Here is an 18,560-nt window from a genome sequence, read left to right as displayed (position 1 = left end):
GAAGGGACCACCGATGCGCCGACCCGCCCCCGCCACCGTCCGCTGGCTGATCCTCGTCGTGCTGCTCCTGGCCTGGGAGTTCGTGCCCGGTACCGGCCTGGTGCCGGAGCTGTTCCTGCCGGCCCTGTCGAAGACGCTGACGGTCCTCTGGCAGGGCCGGGTCGAGTATGGCCAGAACCTGCTGGTGACGCTCTACGAGGTCGGCTTCGCCATGCTGATCGCGTGTGGCGTCGGGATCTTCGTGGGGGCGCTGGTGGGCGGCATCGCGGTCCTGCGCAACCTGCTGCTGCCGGTCTTCTCCAGCCTCTATGCGGTGCCGATCGTCATCCTTTATCCGATCTTCACCGCCTGGTTCGGCATCGGCTCGGAATCGAAGATCGCATTCGCCGGCATCTACGGCTTCTTCCCGGTCATGCTGTCGACCGCGGCCGGCATCCGCACCATCGACCCGCAACTGCTGCTGGCCGCGCGGAGCATGGGCGCCACCATCTGGCAGCAGATCACCCGCGTCATCATCCCGGCTTCGATCCCGACCGTGCTGGCTGGCCTGCGCCTGGGTGGCGCCTTGACCATCATCGGCGTCGTGGTGTCCGAGATGCTGACCTCGGCAGCCGGCATCGGCTACCTCGTCAGCCGCTACCGCACCATCCTCGACAGCCCGCGCGTGTTCGCGGCCGTCCTGCTGATCCTGGTCCTGTCGGTCCTGTTCGACCTGCTGGCGCGCTTCGTCGAGCGGCGCACGCTGGTCTGGCAGACGGCCGGCCGCCAGGGCCGCACGATGTCCGTGGCCGCCCGCCGGCCGACCGCGGCCACGCCGGCCGTCGCCTGAATTTCACCAAGGAGCCTTCGCCGATGACCCAGCGTCTCTTGCCGACCACCGTCGTCGGCAGCTACCCGCAGCCCGACTGGCTGGCCAACCGCCTGCTGCTGTCCAAGATCGTGCCGCGGGTGCGCCTGACCGACCTGTGGCGGGTGCCCGAGCAGTATCTGGAACAGGCGCAGGACGACGCCACCGTGGTCGCCATCCGCGACATGGAGCGGGCCGGCATCGACATCATCACGGACGGCGAGATCCGCCGCGAGAGCTACTCCAACCGCCTGGCGACCGCGCTCGACGGCATCGACGCCGAGAACCCGGGCGAGATCATCAGCAAGGCCGGCGCCGTCACTCTGGTGCCGCGCGTCGTCGACCGCATCCGCCGCACCCGCGCGGTCGAAGTGCGCGATATGGAGTTCCTGCGCGCCAACACCGACAAGACGGCCAAGATCACCCTCCCCGGGCCGTTCACGATGAGCCAGCAGGCCAAGAACGAGTTCTACAAGGATGAGGAGGAGATGATCATGGACTTCGCCGCGGCGGTGAACGCCGAGGCGCGGGACCTCCAGGCGGCGGGCGCCGACATCATCCAACTGGACGAGCCCTGGCTGCGCAACAACCCGGAACTGGCCAGCCGCTACGCCGTGAAGGCGATCAACCGCGCGGTTGAGGGGCTGACCGTGCCGACCATCGTCCATCTCTGCTTCGGCTATGCCGCCGTGGTGCCGGGCGAGAAGCCGACCGGCTATTCCTTCCTGGCCCAGTTGGCCGACTGCAATGCCGACCAGATCTCCATCGAGGCGGCCCAGCCCAAGCTGGACCTGGGAGTCCTTGCCGACCTGGCGCCCAAGAAGGTGCTGTTGGGCGTCATCGACCTCGGCGACGGCAGCATCGAGACGCCGGAGACGATCGCCGGCCGCATCCGCGAGGCCCTGAAGTTCGCACCGGCCGACCGCATCATCCCGGCACCCGACTGCGGCATGAAGTACCTGCCGCGGGCGACCGCCTTCGGCAAGCTGAAGGCCCTGGCCGACGGTGCCGCCATCGTGCGGGCGGAGATTTCCTAGCAACGGAACGGTCGATCCGGGGTCGCTCTACCCGAAGCACCGGACGCGATCCTCGCCCGTTCTCACCTCTTGCATCTTCTTTATAGCCCTCCACATACCATCCACATGGATGGTATGTGGAGGGGATGAATGGCCGCGCCGGATAGCGAGAAGCTGACGATCAACCTGGGTTACGTCGACCTGGGCCATATCGACCTCCTGGTCCAGGAGGGCTTCTATTCCAACCGCTCCGACTTCATCCGGACCGCGATCCGCCACCAGCTCGACCGCCACCAGGATACCGTCCGCAAGTCCGTCGAGCATCGTCAGCTCGACCTGGGCCTGCGGCGCTATGGCCGCGCGGACCTGGAGGCCGTGCGCGCGTCCGGGCGGCAGGTCCACATCCAGGTTCTGGGGCTGGCGATCATCGCTGCCGACGTTTCGGCGGAACTGGCGATGGCCACGATCGCTTCCATCCAGGTCCTGGGTGCGCTGCAAGCGCCGCCCGCGGTCAAGGCCGCGCTGGCCGACCGTATCCGCTAGCCATGCCGTCCAAATCCCCCCGCAGGAGCGCATTCGATATGAGCGGCAGATCAGGCGTCGACATGATGGAGGCAACCCGCCTCACGCGGGAGGGCAGGCTGGATGAGGCCATGCGGCTGCTGCAGGGCGCGCCCGCAGGAGCTTCCGCCGATCCCGGCGTCATCGACACGGCGCCGCCGGCGCCCGGAAGCGATGGCGCATGGACCGCAAGGGCGGCCCGTTCGGAACTGGATAATGCCGAGATGTCCGGTATTTGGAGTGGATTGCTCGATCGCTTTCGCAAGTTTCGGCGACGCGACGATGGTGCCGGCAGTCGGCCCGCGTCGCCACCGCCGGCCGGGCCGGTCACGCCGCCGGGCGGCACCTTCGAGGCTCACTCGCATGTCAGCGCGGCCGGCGCCCGCGGCTACCGCCTTTATCTCCCGTCCGGCTATCGCGGCCAGCCGGTGCCGCTGGTCGTCATGCTGCATGGCTGCACCCAGTCGCCGGAGGATTTCGCCGCCGGCACGCGGATGAACGAACTGGCGGAGGCCGAGACCTTCCTCGTGGCCTATCCCGACCAGCCGCGCAGCGCCAACCCGTCGCGCTGCTGGAACTGGTTCAGCGTCGCCGACCAGCAGCGCGGCCGGGGGGAGCCCGCGCTGATCGCCGGAATCGCCCGCCAGGTCATGGGCGAGTTCGCGGTGATGGAAGGCCAGGTCTATGTTGCCGGCCTGTCGGCGGGCGGGGCGGCGGCGGCCATCATGGGGGCGACCTATCCCGATCTCTTCGCTGCCGTCGGCGTGCATTCGGGCCTCGCGCCTGGGGCCGCCCGCGACATGCCGTCGGCCTTCGCGGCCATGCGCCAGGGCGGCGTGCCCCCGGCGCCTGGTGCCCGATCGGTGCCGACCATCGTCTTCCACGGCGACCGCGACCGCACCGTCAAGCCGGTGAATGGCGACCAGGTGCTGGCCCATGCCCGGGGCGGTGCGCCGGCCGCTGGCCTGTCGACCCGCACGGAAAAGGGCGTCGGGTCCGGCGGCATGGGCTTCACGCGCACGGTCCATGCCGCGCCGGATGGCCGCTCGATGTTCGAGCAGTGGGTGCTGCATGGCGCCGGGCATGCCTGGTCGGGGGGCAGCAAGGACGGCTCCTACACCGATCCGCGCGGCCCCGACGCCAGCCGCGAGATGCTGCGCTTCTTCCGGCAGCACGAGAAGCGATAGCAGGGTCAGCCCGGCAGGCGGGCCTCAAGGGCTGCCCATGCGGCCGGGCTGTCGGTCCAGTGGACCGTGGCCCAGCCCGCAGCGGCGGCAGCCAGGACGTTCTCCTTCAGGTCGTCGACCAGCAGGAGTTCCGCCGGCTCAAGCCCCAGCTTCGTCGTAGTGGCGGCGAAGAAGGCGGGCTCGGGCTTGCGCCAACCGAGTGCGGCCGAATGGAAGATGCCGTCGACATGCGCCGACAGGCCTAGCTCCTCCATCAGGTGGCGTGCCCGCCGGTGCTCCTGGTTGGTGGCGAGATGGACGGTCATACCGTGCCGGCGCGCGCGGGCGACCCGCTCCAGGAGCCGGTGGTCCAGGCGCGAATCCTGGGCGAACCAGTATTCGGTCAGCCGATCGACGGTCAGATGCGGCGCGATGCGGGCCAGCACCGGGGCCAGGCGCTCGTCGAGCGCGGCCCTGCCGGTCAGGACGTCGTCCCAGTGGGTCGAAAAGAACTCTCGCTGCAACACCGCGATATCCAGGCCCAGATCCTGGTCGATCGTACTCGACCAGTAGCGACCGTCCGACGGCCGGCCGCGGACGAGGACGCCGTCGACGTCCAGCAGAAGGGCGCGCAGCGTCACTGCAGCCGGTCCAGCACCCCGTACCATGCCGTCATCACCGGCAGCACCGCCCGGCGCATGCCGTGAAACGGGATCGGCCGCAGGGGGGTGATGGGGAAGGCGATTTTCGCGGCCGGGACCCCGGCCGCGAGGTCGGCCAGCAGCGCCCCCATGCGCGATGCCATGGCGACGCCGCGGCCGTTATAGCCGAGCGCGGCCCAGACCCCTGGCGCCAGCGCGTGCAGGTGCGGCCAATGGTCGAGGTTGACCGCCACGTTGCCCGACCAGTGATACTCGTAGGCGATGTCGGACAGGGCCGGGAACAGCTCGCCCACCCAGCGGCGCAGGCGGGCGGTGTCGCCGGAATCGATGTCGTTCTTGAAGGTGCCGCGACCGCCCATGACCATCCGGCCCTGGGCGTCCAGGCGGAAATAGCGCAGCAGGCGGCGCGTGTCCGACAGGACATGTCCTTCCGGCAGGATCGTGCGGCGCAGGTTGTCTGTCAGCGGTGCCGTGGCGACCTGGAAGCTCGACACCGGTACGACGCTGGCGGCCAGCCCCGGCCAGAAGTCCGTCGTGTAGGCGTTGGTGCCGATCAACACCTTGGGCGCGGTGACGGAGCCCGCCGCCGTCGTCACCTGCCAGCCCGCGCCGCGCTGCGTGACGCGCGTGACGGGGGAGCCGCCATGGATGCGGGCACCCAGCCGCTGGGCGGCATCGGCCAGGCCGCGGGCATAACCCAGTGGGTTGAGCGCGCCGTCGCGGGCGTCGACCATGCCGCCGACATAGTCGCCCGTGCCCAGGATGCGGGCCATCTCGGCCCGGTCCACCATGCGCACCGGGGCGTCGTGCGCCTGCCAGTCGGCGACGCGGCCGGCCACGGCGGCCAGCGCCTTGTCGGAGTGGGCGGCCTGCACCCAGCCCTTGCGCTCGGCATCGCACTCGATGCCGTGGCGTCGGATCAGGTCGAACAGGAAATCGGCGGTGCCGCCGACCAGGTCGACGATCTGCTTTCCGCGCTCGCGCCCATGCTTGGCGATGATCTCGGCCGGCATCGCCTTCAGCCCGGCAATCACCTGGCCGCCATTGCGCCCCGACGCGCCCCAGCCGGGCTCGGCCGCTTCCAGCAGCACCAGCTTCAACCCGCGCTCGGCCAAGTGGAGCGCCGCCGACAGGCCGGTGAAGCCGCCGCCGACCACGACCACGTCGGCCTCGGTCTCGCCGGCGAGCGGCAGGGCCGGGATCGGCGGCCGGGCGGTGGCAGCCCACAGCGAGCGGGGCAGGGGGGCCTTGCCCGACAGGACGATCCGGTCGCTATCCGCCATGGCACAGGGCTCCGCCGACGAAGGTCATGTCCACCCTGAGGTCGCGCAACTCGTCGGGCGGGATGGTATAGGGGTCGCGGTCCAGCACGGCGATGTCGGCCAGCTTGCCCACCTCCAGCGACCCCTTGATCGTCTCCTCGCGGCCCGACCAGGCGCCGAGGATGGTGTAGGCCCGCAAGGCCTCGTCGACGGTGATCGCCTCGCGGATGTCGAGGTCGCCGCCGCTGTCGCTCTTGCGGTTCACCATCGACCAGATGGCAACGAAGGGGTTGGCCTGGCACACCATGGCGTCCGAATGGCCGGGGGCGGGGATGCCGGCGTCGATCAGGCTGCGATGGGGCCACATCCAGCGCATCGCCGCCTGGCCGCGGTTGGCGATGTAGCCTTCGCCCAGGTCGTACATGAAGCCGGTGGCCGAGGAATCGACCACGCCCAGCCGCTTGATGCGCTCCAGGATCGGCGGGGTGACGTAGCAGCAATGCTCGACCCGCATGCGGTGGTCCGGCATCGGATGGGCTTCCAGTGCAGCCTCGATGGCGTCCAGCGCGAAGTCGATGCCGCGGTCGCCCAGCCCCTCGATCATCACCTGCAGCCCGGCGCCATGGGCCTGGATGGCGCGCCGCTTCAGGTCTTCGCCCTCGTAGAGCAGCATGCCGCAATTGTTGTCGGGCTCGCCCTCGATCTTCCGGCCGACATAGGGCTCGTAGTAGGCGGCCGTGCGGCCCGAGGTCGAGCAGTCCGGGCACCATTCGACGCCGATCACGCGCACCCAGTCGCTGCCGAAGCCCGAGCGGATGCCGGCCGCGATATAGCTTTCGACCAGCCCCTCGTCGCGCCCGCTGACGATGATGCCGACGCGCATGGTCATGCCGCCCGCGGCCTCCATCAACTGGTAGGCGCGGATCGAGCGGGCGCCGGCCAGCGAGTTGTAGACCGACGTGATGCCGTAGCGGTTCCAGTCGGCGAAGACCTTTTGCAGTCCGCCCGCGATCTGCTGCTCGGTGTCGCCGGCATGGATCTCCGACAGGAAGATGTGGGTCGCCGTCTCGCGCAGCAGGCCGGTGAAGCGGTTGGTCGCCGGGTGGCGGTCGAAGCGGCCGAAGGGCGGGTCCTCCGCATTGTCGGAGATGCCGCAGGCCTGGAAGGCGGCGCTGTTGGCGACGCCCAGATGGCCGTCGGTGCGCAGGATGAAGACGCGCCGCCCGCCGGCCGCCGCGTCCAGCTCCTCGCGCGTCGGGAAGCCGCCGCTCTTGTGGTCGTTGAAGCGATAGCCGGCAAACCAGCCATCGGCCGGCAGGTCTCGGCAGGCGGCCGCGATGGTCTTCAGCAGCGCCTCGCGGCCATCGACCGCGGCCGGCCCGACATCGTGCCAGCGCGCCAGGCGGGCGGCATAGCTGTCGGGGTGGCAGTGCGAATCGACGATGCCTGGGATGGCGGTGCGGCCGGCCAGGTCGACGACCCGCGTGCCCGGGCCGGCCAGGGTGGCGATCTCGTCGTCGCGGCCGCGGGCGACGATGCGGCCGCCATGGACTGCCAGGGCCTGGACGATGGTGCCGGTCGCATCGAGCGTCGCGATGCGGCCGTTGCGGAGGATCAGATCGGGATGGAGCGCCATCGCCGCCTCAGCTCGCCATCAGGTAGTCGTAGGCCGACAGCGCATGCGTGCGCACGACATGGAGGAATTCCTCGATGTCGACATGCTCGTCGTGCGAGCCCATGCCGTGCGGATAGACGCCATAGACGTAGGCCGGGATGTTCCGGTAGCGCCAGAGCCGCGCGTCGGTGCCGCCCAGGCCCACGATCGGCGTCGGCTTGTGCCCGGCCAACGCCTGCACGTTGGCCTGGAGGATGCCGACCATCTCGCCATAGGGATCGCAGTAGGAGGGCAGGTTGCAGCCCGTCTCCTCCACCTCGACTCCGGGATGGTTCCCCACCATGCGCTCGACCTCGGCCATCACCCGTTCCCGGCTCATGCCGGGCGGCAGGCGGATGTCGGCCTCGAAGGTGCATTCGCTGGGGATCATGTTCACCTTCACGCCCCCGTTCAGCAGGCCGACATTCAGCGTCACCTTGCCGACGATGGCGCCCGCCCCCTGGCCCATGGCGACGTCGGCCGCGGCCGACGCCTCGTCGATCGCCGCCATGACGTTGTGCGGCAGGTCGACCGGCAGGTCCTCCAGCCGCTCCAACTCGCCGATCAGCCGGGTCGCGGTCAGGGTGGCGCTGCCGGTGTGGGTGTAGGCGCCATGCGCGCCCGGCGCCCGCACGGTGAAGCGCAGCCAGAGCGGGCCTTTTTCGCCGAAGCGGATGGTATTGGGGCCGGACGGCTCGCCGTTCAGGCAGCAATCGCCCAGCACCTCTGGCTCGTGGTCCATCAGCCAGCGCGCACCCCACGGCCCGAACGTCTCCTCGTCCGAGACGGCGGTCAGGGTCAGCCGGCCCTTCAGCCGGTCGCGCAGGCGGTGCAGCAGGGCATAGGTGACGATGGAGGCGGTGGTGCCCGGCTTCATGTCGGCGGCACCCCGGCCGTAGAGCTTGCCGTCGACGATGTCGCCGCTCCAGGGATCTCGGCTCCAGCCATGGTCGCTGGCGACGGGGAAGACGTCGATATGGCCGTTCAGCACCAGGTGGCGGCCCTTCAAGCCGCCGTCGAAGGTGCCGACGAAGTTCGGCATCACCGGGTTGGGGTCGATGATGCGGTAGGGCAGGGCCTCGGCATCCAGGCGCTCGCGCACGATAGCCGCCGCCGCCAGGGTATCCCCTGGCGGGTTGGGGCTGCGGGCGCGCACCAGGCGCTGGAGGAGCGCGACGATCTCGTCCCGCTCTTCCTCGATCCAGAGCAGGATCTGGTCACGATCGGTGGTCATGGGGGCTCAGAACCTTCGATCAGACGGCGATATGGTATTCAGGCGTCAGGCGGCTCAGCACCTCGGCCCCGGTCTCGCCGACGACGATGGTGTGGCCGAGCGACATGGCGAGGTTTGCCGGCGCGTCGATCAGGATGGCGTGCAGGAACAGCACCATGCCGGCCTGCACCGGGATGACGTTGCCGCTGTAGAGCATCGGCGGCACGTCCATCCAGCTTGGGCGGAAGTTGGCGCCTAGCGAGTAGCCGCAGGCCGACATGCGGAAGTCCCCGAAACCCGCCTCGTCATAGACCCGCCGGTGGGCATCGTCGATGTTGCCCAGGATGTTGCCCGGCCGGGCGGCCGCGGTCATCGCCGCCATGGCATCGCGCGTCACCTCGAACATGCGGCGCTGGCGGTCGTTGCCCTGGCCGACAGCGATCGTTCGCATCAGGCAGGCGCAGTAGTGGCGATAGCTGCCGGCGAACTCCATGGTCAACTGGTCGACGGCGTCGAGGTCGCGATAGCCAGTCGCACTGCGCACCAGCAGCGCCCGGTCGCCCGATCCCAGCACTGGGCCCGACGGGGGCATGTCGCCGCCGCCGGCCAGGATGGCGGCCACGCCCGCGGCCGCGATCTTGCCCTCGAAGACGTTGGGCTTCGCCGTCTCCAGCATCGCCTCCAGCGACTGGTCGGCCAGTTCGGCCGCGCGCCGGACATAGGCGATCTCGCTCGGCGACTTCACGAGGCGCAGGAAGCGCACGACATCGCAGCCCGGCACCAGCCGGCACCATTCCGACAGCCGCACCCGCACCCGTTCCCAGTTGGTGCCGGTCAGGCCGTAGGTGGTGGTCTCGATGCCGACGCGCCCGCCCTTCAGGCCCAGCTCTTCCAGGATCGCCTGCAGCTCGCGCGACGGGTCGGCACCCTCGGCGTCGTACCACAGGCGGATGTCCTCGAGGATCGAGGTGCGGCGGGCCTGCTCCAGGTCGGGCCGCCGGGTCAGCAGCACGATCGGCCGCTCGTCGCGGGTCAGCACCGCGCACTGGAAGAAGACGAACCCGCTCGTGTCGAATCCGGTGAGGTAGTAGAGGCTCTCCTGCGCGAAGAGCACGACCGCGTCGAGATCCTCCTCGCCGAGCCGCTTGCGGGCTCGTGCGATTCGCTCCGCGAACTCCGACCGATCGAAATGCAGCGCCATCTTGCGTGACCTTTGATTGCCTGATCAGCGGCGATGGTGGCACGGGACGGCCGGCTTCGCCATCGCTTGCGCGCGGCCGGGCGCCGGGTCTAACGTCGGGCGAGAAATCCGGCCTGACAGGGGGCGAGACATGACGGCAAGAACAGGCGCATTGGCGGTGCTGGCCATCGGCGTGATGGCGATTCCCGCAGCGGCCCAGCAAACGATTACCATCGCGTCCTGGGGCGGCGCCTACCAGGACGCCCAGCGCAAGGCATGGTTCGAGCCGGCCGCCAAGGCGCTGAACCTGACGATCAAGGAGGACACCACCTCCGGCATCGCCGACGTGCGTGCCCAGGTGAAGTCCGGCCGCGTGACCTGGGACCTGGTGCAGCAGGGCACCAACGGCTGCATCCTGCTGGAGCGCGAGGGCAACCTCGAGAAGCTGGACCCCGCAATCGTCAAGACCGACGGCATCCCGGCCGACATGAAGTCGGACTATTGGGTCGCCAACCTCGTCTATTCCAACGTGATCGCCTGGAACACGAAGACGTACAAGGACAAGAAGCCCCAGGGCTGGGCCGACATGTACAACTTCAAGGACTTCCCGGGCGGCCGGTCGATGCGGCGCAGCCCGATGTACAACCTGGAGGCCGCCCTCATCGCCGATGGCGTCGACCCGCAGAAGCTCTACCCGCTGGATGTCGACCGTGCCTTCAAGAAGATGCGCGAGCTGAAGCCGCATGTCGTCGCCTGGTGGCCGTCGGGTGCGGCTTCCGCCCAGCTCATCAACGATGGCGAGATCGACATGATCGGCCTGTGGAACGGCCGGGTGCAGTCGGTGATGAAGGAGGGCGCCAAGGCGGACCTGACGTTCAACCAGCAGATGATCCTGGCCGACTGCTGGGCGATCCCCAAGGGCGCGCCCAACAAGGACGCCGCGATGAAGGCGATGGCGCACATGCTGACGCCGACCGCCCAGGCCCAGTTGCCGCTGCACATCAACTATGGCCCGTCGAACGCCAAGGCCTACGAGACCGGCATCATTTCGGCCGACCTCGCCAAGGCGCTGCCGTCCTCGCCGGATAACCTGAAGACCGCCTTCACGCTGGACGTGAAGTGGTGGGCGGACAATCTCGACGCCGTCACCAAGCGCTTCGACCAGTTCATCCAGGAGTGAGTTCGACCCGTCCCGGACGGGCGGCGGGCGGGGGGCGGGCATGACCGTCTCCCGCACCGCGCCCACCGTCACCATCCGGGAGGTGACCAAGACCTATGGCAAGTTCCGGGCGCTGGACGCCGTCAGCCTCGACATCGCGGCCGGCGAGTTCGTGACGCTGCTGGGGCCGTCCGGCTCCGGCAAGACGACGCTGCTGATGGTGCTGGCGGGCTTCGTGCGGCCGGATTCGGGCTCAATCCGCTTCGGCGACGTCGAGATGATCCTGAAGCCGCCGCACCAGCGCGACATCGGCATCGTCTTCCAGAACTATGCGCTTTTCCCGCACATGAACGTGGCCGGCAATGTCGGCTATCCCTTGCGCCTGCGCGGTGTCGCCAAGGCCGACATCGCGCGCCGGGTGGAGGCCGCCCTGGCGCTGGTCCAGCTCCAGGGCTATGGCGAGCGCCGCGTCGACCAGTTGTCGGGCGGGCAGAAGCAGCGCGTGGCGCTGGCCCGCGCCGTGGTATTCGAGCCGCGCATCCTCCTGATGGACGAGCCCCTGTCGGCGCTCGACAAGAAGCTGCGCGAGCAGATGCAGATCGAGATCCGCCAACTGCACGAGCGGCTTGGCATCACGACCGTCTATGTCACCCATGACCAGCGCGAGGCGCTGACCATGTCGGACCGCATCGCCGTCATCGATCAGGGCCGCTTCGCCCAGATCGACACGCCGAGCCGGCTCTACGAGCGCCCGGCCAACCGCTTCGTCGCCGACTTCGTCGGCGAATCGCACTTCCTGCCGGTCACCGTGTCGGGCGGCGGCGCGCGGCTCGACGAGCGGGCGCTGGTCCTGGCCGGCCCGCCCGGGGTGAGCGATGGCCCGGCCCTGCTGGTGGTGCGGCCCGAGAAGCTGGACATCCTGGACCAGGCGTCGGTCGGCGGCGTCAATCGCATCGACGGGGTGGTCGAGGGCTCGGTCTATCAAGGCGAGAGCTTCCTGCTCCAGGTGCGGGTGGCCGGCGGCCAGCGCATCACGCTGCGCCAGCCGACCCGGCGCGAGGCACTCAGCCGGCTGCCGCGCACCGGCGAGCCGATCGCGCTCGGCCTGCATCCCGAGGACACGATCCTGGTCGGCGTCGAGGCCGCGCGGTGAGCCAGGCCGCCAACGCCGACCAACTGGCCGCGGCCGAGCGGCGGGAGGCCCGCGGGCTCTTCCTGCTCTGCTCGCCGGCAGTCCTGATGATCGCCTTCGTCATCTTCCTGCCGATCGGCTGGCTGTTCACGCTGTCGTTCATGAACGAGCAGGGCGCCTTCACGTTCGACCACTACACGCGGATGCTGCACCCGGCCTACACCCGCAGCTTCCAGACGACATTCGAGCTGAGCTTCCTCGTCACCGCCATCTGTGCGGCGCTGGGCTATCCGCTGGCCTACCTGATGAGCCAGGTGTCGACCGTCTGGCGCGCGATCATCTTCGTCTCGGTGCTCTTTCCGTTCTGGACCTCGCTGCTGGTGCGCACCTATGCGTGGCTTGTGCTGCTGCAGCGCCGCGGCGTGGTGAACACGTGGCTCCAGAGCTCGGGCATCATCGACGATCCGCTGCGGCTGGTGCACAACTTCACCGGCACGGCGATCGGCATGACCCACATCATGCTGCCCTTCATGGTGCTGCCGCTCTATGCCGCCATGGCGGCCGTCGACCGCGACTATGTGAAGGCGGCCGCCAGCCTCGGCGCCTCGCCGCTGAAGTCCTTCTGGCAGGTGTTCTTCCCGCTGACCCTGCCGGGCCTGCTTGCCGGCACGGTGCTGGTCTTCGTGCTGTGCCTGGGCTTCTACGTCACGCCGGCGGTGCTGGGCGGCGGTCGCGTGCTGATGTGGTCCATGTCGATCGAGCGCAGCGTGGCGGTCTATTCCGACTGGGGTGCTGCCAGTGCGCTGGGCGTCGTCCTGCTGGTGGTGACGCTGGCGATCCTGTGGGTGATGAACCGGCTCTTCGGGGTCGACCGCATCATCGGGGGGCGGTGATGGCCGATCCCGTCTCGGGCGTGCCGATCGGGCGCGGCCGGCGCCTCTGGCTCTATGCGCTGGGCTTCCTCATCGTGCTCTTCCTGGTGCTGCCGACGATCATCGTAGTGCCGATGAGCTTCAGCGGCACCCGCTTCCTGCGCTTCCCGCCGGACCAGCTCTCCGTCCGCTGGTACATGACCTACTTCAATTCGATCGAGTGGCGGGATGCCACCTGGGTCTCGCTGAAGGCAGCCGTCCTGACCATGCTGGTGGCGACGCCGCTCGGCGTGATGGCCGCCTACGGGCTGCATTCGACCCGGTCCAAATGGGCGCGGGCGGTCGAGACGGCGCTGATCGCGCCCCTGATCCTGCCGCTGATCCTGGTCTCGATCGGGATCTTCTTCCTCTATGCCCGGCTCGGCCTGAACAACACGCTGTCGGGCCTGGTGCTGGCCCATGCGTGCCTGGCCATGCCGTTCGTGTTCGTCACCGTGCTGGCCGGCATGAAGGGCTACGACATGAACCAGGAGCGGGTCGCCCGCAGCCTGGGTGCCTCGCGCCTGACCGCCTTCTTCACCGTCACCTTGCCGCAGATCCGCTTCTCGGTCTTCTCGGGCGCTCTGCTCGCCTTCATCACCTCGCTCGACGAGGTGGTGGTGGCCCTCTTCATCAGCGGCGGCGAGAACGCGACCCTGACGCGGCGCATGTTCACCGCGCTGCGCGACGAGATCGACCCGACCGTTGCCGCCATCTCGTCCCTGCTGGTGGCGCTGACCCTGACCTTGCTGGCCCTGGGCCTGGTATTCGGCGACCGCCGCGCCGGCGCCCGATAGGAGATCCGATGTCCGTTACGCTTCCCGCCCGCGCCGATGTCGTCATCGTCGGCGGCGGCATCATCGGCTGCTCGATCGCCTATCACCTGACCAAGCTCGGCATCCGCGACGTGGTGCTGCTGGAGCGCCGGCAGCTCACCTGCGGCACCACCTGGCACGCGGCCGGCCTGATCGGCCAGTTGCGCGCGTCCCGCAACATGACCGAGTTGGCTAAGTACACGTCGGAACTGCTCTACGAGCTGGAGCGCGAGACGGGGCAGTCGACCGGCTTCAAGCAGAACGGCTCCGTCTCGGTCGCGCTGAACGAGGAGCGCTTCCACGAGATGAAGCGCGGCGCCTCGATGGCCAAGATGTTCGGGCTGTCGGTCGACGTGATCGGCCCGGCCGAGATCAAGGCGAAGTATCCGCTGCTGTCGCTGGACGGCGTGGTCGGCGGTGTTTTCCTGCCCAAGGACGGCCAGGCCAACCCGGTCGACGTGACCCAGGCCTATGCCAAGGGTGCGCGCATGGGCGGTGCCCGCGTCGTCGAGGGGATCGAGGTCGAGCGCATCCTGCTCGAGGGCGGGCGCGCCGTTGGCGTCGTGACGGAGCAGGGGGAACTGCGCGCCGACACGGTCGTGCTGGCGGCCGGCATGTGGTCGCGCACGCTGGGCAAGGCGGCCGGCGTGTCGCTGCCGCTGCACGCGGCCGAGCATTTCTACATCGTGACCGAGGGGATCGCCGCCGTGCCGCGCGACCTGCCGGTGCTGCGCGTGCCCGACGAGTGCGCCTACTACAAGGAGGACGCCGGCAAGATGCTGGTCGGCGCCTTCGAGCCGGTGGCCAAGCCGTGGGGCATGAAGGGCATCCCGAAGGACTTCGCCTTCGACAGCCTGCCGCCCGACATGGACCATTTCGAGCCGATCCTGGAGCGCGCCATCGGCCGCCTGCCGATCCTGGCCGACGCCGGCATCCAGACCTGGTTCAACGGGCCGGAGAGCTTCACGCCGGACGACCGCTACCTCCTGGGCGAGACGGCGGAGGTGCGCGACCTGTTCGTCGCCTGCGGCTTCAACTCCATCGGCATCCAGAGCTCGGGCGGGGTCGGCAAGGTGCTGGCGGAATGGATCCGCGACCGCCACCCGCCGATGGACCTGGCCGACGTCGACGTGCGCCGGATGCAGCCGTTCCAGTCCAATGCGGGCTACCTGCGCGACCGCACGACGGAGACGCTGGGCCTGCTCTATGCCATGCACTGGCCCTTCTACCAGGTGACCAGCGCGCGCGGCGCGCGGCGCTCACCCTTCCACGACCGGCTGGTGGCGGCCGGTGCCTGCATGGGCGAGATGTCGGGGTGGGAGCGGCCGAACTGGTTCGGCGCCCCGGCCTCGACCCCCGCCTATGCCTATAGCTGGCAGCGCCAGAACTGGTTCGCCAACACGGCCGCCGAATGCCTGGCCGTGCGCGACCGGGTGGCGCTGTTCGACCAGGCATCCTTCGCCAAGTTCCTGGTCGAGGGGGCGGACGCCCTGGCCTTGCTCGACCGGGTCAGCGCCAACCGGATCGACGTCGCCGCCGGCCGCGTGGTCTATACCCAGTGGCTGAACGCGCGCGGCGGCATCGAGGCCGACCTCACCATCACCCGCCTGGCCGAGACGCGCTTCCTGGTCGTCACCAGCGGGTCGGCCCAGACCCGCGACCGCGCGTGGCTGCAGGGGCAGGTGCCGGACGGCGCCCGCGTCACCATCACCGACATCACGTCCGGCCTGCCGATGCTGGGGCTGATGGGCCCGCGCTCGCGCGAACTGATGGGCCGCCTGACGGGACAGGACATGGGAAACGACGCCTTCCCCTTCGCCACCTCGCGCGAGGTCGAGATCGGCTATGCGACGGTGCGCGCCAGCCGCATCACCTATGTCGGCGAACTGGGATGGGAGCTTTATGTGCCGGCCGAGTTCGCGGTCCACGTCTTCGACCGCATCGTGGCAGCGGGGGCGGAATTCGGGCTGGGCCATGCCGGCTACCACGCAATGAACGCCTGCCGGATGGAGAAGGCCTATCGCCACTGGGGCCACGACATCGGCGGCGAGGACGACCCGGTGGCGGCCGGCCTCGGCTTTGCCGTGGCGTGGGACAAGCCGGGCGGCTTCGTCGGCCGCGACGCGCTGCTGCGGCGGCGCGAGCAGGGCACGCCCACCCGCCGGCTGGTGCAGTTCCGCCTGGCCGACGACCGGCCGTCGCTGCACCACGAGGAGCCGGTATGGCGCGACGGCGTCATCGTCGGCAGCACCACGTCGGGCATGTACGGCCACCGCATCGGCGCCTCGCTCGGCATGGGCTATGTCCACAACCCGGACGGGGTGACGGCCGAATGGCTGGCATCCGGCCGCTTCGAGATCGAGGTGGCCTGGGAGCGGCATGAGGCCGTGGCCCAACTGAAGCCGTTCTATGATCCGGCGGGGGCGCGTATCCGGGGGTAGGCGGAGCGAGCATCCCGTCGCGAGTTGATGGCGATGCGGCATTCTGATGGTCGTGGCGGGAGTCCCCATCGAACCCCCGCCACGAACCGGAGCTACGCCACCTTGGGCTGGCGCAGGATGTTGGCCTGGGCGCCGCACAGCAGCGCCTGGGAGACGGCGACTTCCAGCGTCGTCGGCTCGAACGGCTTGGAGACGAGGAAGGCCGGCTCGATGCGCTCGCCCGTCAGCAGTCGCTCGGGATAGGCGGTGACGAAGACGACCGGCACGGACAGCAGCTCCAGGATCTTGGTCGCGGCCTCGATGCCCGTGCTGCCGTCTTCGAGCTGCACGTCGGCCAGGACCAGGCTCGGGTTGCGCGCCTTGGCGAGTGCGATCGCCTGGTCGGAGGTGGAAGCGACGCCAATCACCTCGTGGCCCATGTCCTTCAGGATGCCGGCGATGTCGAGCGCGATGATCGGCTCGTCCTCGATGATCAGCACCTGGGCGCTGGGCTGGGCGCGGAGCGCTTCCCAGGCACGGTTCAGCAGGTCGACCGTCATCTCCTGGGATTCGCCGATGATGCGGGCGACCTCGGGGATGGGGAAGCCTTCGGTGTGGGTCAGCAGCAGGACCTGGCGGTTGCGCTCGGACAGGCCGCGCACGCGCTGGGCGACGCCGCGGTCGAGCGGATCGTCCAGGTCCTCGTCCGCGAAATCCTCCTCGTCCTGAGCCCAGACCAGCCGCTCGTGGACCTTGTGGAACAGCACGAACAGGTCGGTGCGGCTCATCAGCTGCGCGCGGTCGCGCGTCGGGTCGGCCAGCAGCGCCTCCAGGCAGCCGCGGACGCAGGCATCGCCAGCCGCCTGCGACCCGGTCAGGGCGCGGGCATAGCGGCGCAGATAGGGCAGATGGGCGGCGACGGTGGCACGTCCGTGGTCGGTCATGGTCCTAGATCCCTGAACTGCTGGACAGTTGACTGCAGGCCTGGCGGCTGCGCGAAGCCGTCGAAGGTCGGCCGTCCACATGGGGCGGCAAGCGCGCTATTATTGAAAAACAACAGCTTATAGCTTGATGGACTGGGCTGGCGACCGGCCACCGCCGCGTTCGCGCGCCCCTCCTCGTGGTTTGGTATACTCGCATCCCGCTGCGATAACGCGAGCCGGCGGCCAGGGTTCCGCCTCGAACGACAAATTGCCGCGATCGGCGTGCTATCCCGAGCGGACGATATCGGCCCCGCAGGCGGCCAGCTTGCCGGTCATGCCGTCGTAACCGCGGTCGATATGGTCGAGGCCGTCGAGCGCCGTCTCGCCGTCCGCGCCCAACGCCGCGATGACCATAGCGGCGGCGGCACGGATGTCCAGGCACGTCACGGCGGCACCTTGCAGCCGCGGCACGCCGCGCACCAGGGCGGTCGACCCGCGCACCAGGATGCGCGCGCCCATCTTGCGCAGCTCGTCGACATGGCCCAGCCGTTGCTCGAAAATGGTCTCGGTCACCGCGCTGGCGCCCGAAGCCGTGGCCAGCATGGCCATCACCGGCGACTGCAGGTCCGTGGCAAAGCCGGGATAGGGCTGGGTCACGAAGTCCGTGCCGACGAGCCCGGATGCGGCGCGCCGTGCCATCAGCCCGCCTTCCACGGGTTGCAGCACGACGCCGGCCGCTTCCAGCAACGGCACGGCGGCGGCCAGCAGGTCGCGCCGGCCGTGGCGCAGAAATAGCTGGCCGTCCGTGATCGCCGCCGCGCAGGCCATGGTGCCGAGCTCGATGCGGTCGGGCAGGACCGTATGCACCGCGCCGGCCAGGCTGCCGCCGCCCTCGATGGTCAGCACGTCGGTGCCGGCGCCCGCAATGCGGGCGCCCATCATGCCGAGGCACTGGGCCAGGTCGGCAATCTCCGGCTCGCGCGCGGCATTGCGGATGACGGTGGCGCCGTTGGCCGCGACCGCCGCCAGCAGCAGGTTCTCGGTCGCGCCCACCGACGGCATCGGCAGCCGGATCTCGGCGCCATGCAGACCCCGGGGGGCGGTCGCGTGGATCATGCCGCCGCTGAGGTCGATGACCGCCCCCATGGCGCGCAGCCCGTCGACATGAAAGTCGATGCCGCGCAGGCCGATGGCATCGCCGCCCGGCATCGGCAGGCTGGCTTCGCCGCAGCGGGCCAGGAGGGCGCCCAGTAGCAGCACCGATGCGCGCATGCGGCCGACGAGCGCGCGGTCGATCTCCGGCGGATGCAGCCGGTCGGCGCAGATCGTCAGGGACAGGCCGGCATCCGTCGAAGACCAGTGCAGCTCCGCCCCCAGACGCTTCAGCAGCGCCGACAGCACCGCCACATCGAGGTTGGCCGGCACGTTGTGCAGGGTGACGAGGTGCGGCGTCAGCAGGGCCGACACCATCAGCGGCAGCACCGCATTCTTGGCGCCGCTGATCGGATAGGTGCCGACCAGCGGCCGCCCGCCGCGGATCGCCAGCCGGCGACCGGCGTCCGGCCGATGCCAGGGGGCGGCCCCCCGCAATGCCTGCGTCGAAGGATGCGTCATGGGGCCGCCCGCCTGGATCGAATCG

The 18,560-nt window shown here is 69.6% G+C and carries 16 protein-coding genes; 9 read left to right on the top strand and 7 right to left on the bottom strand.

The window, feature by feature from the left end:
• Positions 1-13 precede the first annotated feature (13 nt).
• The 4 genes from STVA_RS14920 (at position 14) to STVA_RS14905 (ending at position 3,611) form a co-directional block, all read left to right on the top strand.
• On the top strand, positions 14-829 hold the full coding sequence (locus STVA_RS14920) for an ABC transporter permease (protein ID WP_123688699.1): 816 nt from the start codon (positions 14-16) through the stop codon (positions 827-829).
• Between the two features lie 23 nt (positions 830-852).
• Complete coding sequence (locus STVA_RS14915; RefSeq protein WP_123688698.1) at positions 853-1,884, top strand: 5-methyltetrahydropteroyltriglutamate--homocysteine methyltransferase; 1,032 nt, start codon at positions 853-855, stop codon at positions 1,882-1,884.
• 129 nt (positions 1,885-2,013) lie between these two features.
• Positions 2,014-2,406, top strand: a complete 393-nt coding sequence (locus STVA_RS14910; RefSeq protein ID WP_123688697.1) for a CopG family transcriptional regulator — start codon at positions 2,014-2,016, stop codon at positions 2,404-2,406.
• Positions 2,407-2,648: 242 nt separating this feature from the next.
• Positions 2,649-3,611, top strand: coding sequence for an extracellular catalytic domain type 1 short-chain-length polyhydroxyalkanoate depolymerase (locus STVA_RS14905; RefSeq protein WP_245978220.1), 963 nt, complete (start codon positions 2,649-2,651; stop codon positions 3,609-3,611).
• Between the two features lie 5 nt (positions 3,612-3,616).
• On the opposite strand, the gene STVA_RS14900 is transcribed toward STVA_RS14905, so the two are convergent.
• The 5 genes from STVA_RS14900 to STVA_RS14880 are packed head-to-tail and all read right to left on the bottom strand — an operon-like array spanning position 3,617 to position 9,582.
• The gene (locus tag STVA_RS14900; RefSeq protein ID WP_197735640.1) at positions 3,617-4,231 is read right to left on the bottom strand and encodes an HAD-IA family hydrolase; all 615 of its coding nucleotides are present in this window, start codon (positions 4,229-4,231) and stop codon (positions 3,617-3,619) included.
• Positions 4,228-5,535, bottom strand: coding sequence for an NAD(P)/FAD-dependent oxidoreductase (locus STVA_RS14895; RefSeq protein ID WP_123688695.1), 1,308 nt, complete (start codon positions 5,533-5,535; stop codon positions 4,228-4,230). Before STVA_RS14895 ends, STVA_RS14900 begins: the two co-directional genes overlap by 4 nt.
• A complete protein-coding gene (locus tag STVA_RS14890) occupies positions 5,525-7,150 on the bottom strand; it encodes an amidohydrolase (protein ID WP_123688694.1) in 1,626 nt (541 codons plus the stop codon). Before STVA_RS14890 ends, STVA_RS14895 begins: the two co-directional genes overlap by 11 nt.
• Before the next feature lie 7 nt (positions 7,151-7,157).
• Positions 7,158-8,402: a M20/M25/M40 family metallo-hydrolase gene (locus tag STVA_RS14885; protein ID WP_123688693.1), complete on the bottom strand. Its 1,245-nt coding sequence runs from the start codon at positions 8,400-8,402 to the stop codon at positions 7,158-7,160.
• Positions 8,403-8,421: 19 nt separating this feature from the next.
• Complete coding sequence (locus tag STVA_RS14880) at positions 8,422-9,582, bottom strand: M24 family metallopeptidase (protein ID WP_123688692.1); 1,161 nt, start codon at positions 9,580-9,582, stop codon at positions 8,422-8,424.
• Between the two features lie 130 nt (positions 9,583-9,712).
• Between STVA_RS14880 and STVA_RS14875 the strand changes: the two genes are divergently transcribed.
• From STVA_RS14875 to STVA_RS14855, 5 genes are read left to right on the top strand one after another with little or no spacing between them, the layout of a single operon-like run.
• The gene (locus STVA_RS14875; RefSeq protein ID WP_123688691.1) at positions 9,713-10,741 is read left to right on the top strand and encodes an ABC transporter substrate-binding protein; all 1,029 of its coding nucleotides are present in this window, start codon (positions 9,713-9,715) and stop codon (positions 10,739-10,741) included.
• Positions 10,742-10,781: 40 nt separating this feature from the next.
• Positions 10,782-11,873, top strand: coding sequence for an ABC transporter ATP-binding protein (locus STVA_RS14870; RefSeq protein ID WP_123688690.1), 1,092 nt, complete (start codon positions 10,782-10,784; stop codon positions 11,871-11,873).
• On the top strand, positions 11,870-12,745 hold the full coding sequence (locus STVA_RS14865) for an ABC transporter permease (RefSeq protein ID WP_245978218.1): 876 nt from the start codon (positions 11,870-11,872) through the stop codon (positions 12,743-12,745). The genes STVA_RS14870 and STVA_RS14865 overlap by 4 nt, the downstream gene beginning before the upstream one ends.
• Positions 12,745-13,560 carry an ABC transporter permease gene (locus STVA_RS14860; protein ID WP_123688689.1) on the top strand — a complete coding sequence of 272 codons (816 nt, stop codon included), beginning with the start codon at positions 12,745-12,747 and terminating at the stop codon, positions 13,558-13,560. Before STVA_RS14865 ends, STVA_RS14860 begins: the two co-directional genes overlap by 1 nt.
• Positions 13,561-13,568: 8 nt before the next feature.
• Entirely contained in the window at positions 13,569-16,019 is a 2,451-nt protein-coding gene (locus STVA_RS14855; protein WP_123688688.1) for a GcvT family protein, read from the top strand.
• Between the two features lie 92 nt (positions 16,020-16,111).
• Here the strand turns inward: STVA_RS14855 and STVA_RS14850 are convergent, their stop codons facing one another.
• The gene (locus STVA_RS14850) at positions 16,112-16,942 is read right to left on the bottom strand and encodes a response regulator (RefSeq protein WP_170216351.1); all 831 of its coding nucleotides are present in this window, start codon (positions 16,940-16,942) and stop codon (positions 16,112-16,114) included.
• Positions 16,943-17,206: 264 nt separating this feature from the next.
• A complete protein-coding gene (gene murA / locus STVA_RS14845) occupies positions 17,207-18,535 on the bottom strand; it encodes a UDP-N-acetylglucosamine 1-carboxyvinyltransferase (RefSeq protein ID WP_123688686.1) in 1,329 nt (442 codons plus the stop codon).
• Positions 18,536-18,560 lie beyond the last annotated feature (25 nt).

It is taken from the genome of Stella humosa (assembly GCF_006738645.1).
Taxonomy (GTDB): domain Bacteria; phylum Pseudomonadota; class Alphaproteobacteria; order ATCC43930; family Allostellaceae; genus Allostella; species Allostella humosa.
This window is presented reverse-complemented; position numbering and strand designations above follow the sequence as displayed.

Coding starts and splice junctions, on each gene's coding strand:
- STVA_RS14920 (WP_123688699.1), top strand. CDS start 14: ATGCGCCGACCCGCCCCCGCCACCGTCCGCTGGCTGATCCTCGTCGTG.
- STVA_RS14915 (WP_123688698.1), top strand. CDS start 853: ATGACCCAGCGTCTCTTGCCGACCACCGTCGTCGGCAGCTACCCGCAG.
- STVA_RS14910 (WP_123688697.1), top strand. CDS start 2,014: ATGGCCGCGCCGGATAGCGAGAAGCTGACGATCAACCTGGGTTACGTC.
- STVA_RS14905 (WP_245978220.1), top strand. CDS start 2,649: ATGTCCGGTATTTGGAGTGGATTGCTCGATCGCTTTCGCAAGTTTCGG.
- STVA_RS14895 (WP_123688695.1), bottom strand. CDS start 5,535: ATGGCGGATAGCGACCGGATCGTCCTGTCGGGCAAGGCCCCCCTGCCC.
- STVA_RS14890 (WP_123688694.1), bottom strand. CDS start 7,150: ATGGCGCTCCATCCCGATCTGATCCTCCGCAACGGCCGCATCGCGACG.
- STVA_RS14885 (WP_123688693.1), bottom strand. CDS start 8,402: ATGACCACCGATCGTGACCAGATCCTGCTCTGGATCGAGGAAGAGCGG.
- STVA_RS14880 (WP_123688692.1), bottom strand. CDS start 9,582: ATGGCGCTGCATTTCGATCGGTCGGAGTTCGCGGAGCGAATCGCACGA.
- STVA_RS14875 (WP_123688691.1), top strand. CDS start 9,713: ATGACGGCAAGAACAGGCGCATTGGCGGTGCTGGCCATCGGCGTGATG.
- STVA_RS14870 (WP_123688690.1), top strand. CDS start 10,782: ATGACCGTCTCCCGCACCGCGCCCACCGTCACCATCCGGGAGGTGACC.
- STVA_RS14860 (WP_123688689.1), top strand. CDS start 12,745: ATGGCCGATCCCGTCTCGGGCGTGCCGATCGGGCGCGGCCGGCGCCTC.
- STVA_RS14855 (WP_123688688.1), top strand. CDS start 13,569: ATGTCCGTTACGCTTCCCGCCCGCGCCGATGTCGTCATCGTCGGCGGC.
- STVA_RS14850 (WP_170216351.1), bottom strand. CDS start 16,942: ATGACCGACCACGGACGTGCCACCGTCGCCGCCCATCTGCCCTATCTG.
- murA (WP_123688686.1), bottom strand. CDS start 18,535: ATGACGCATCCTTCGACGCAGGCATTGCGGGGGGCCGCCCCCTGGCAT.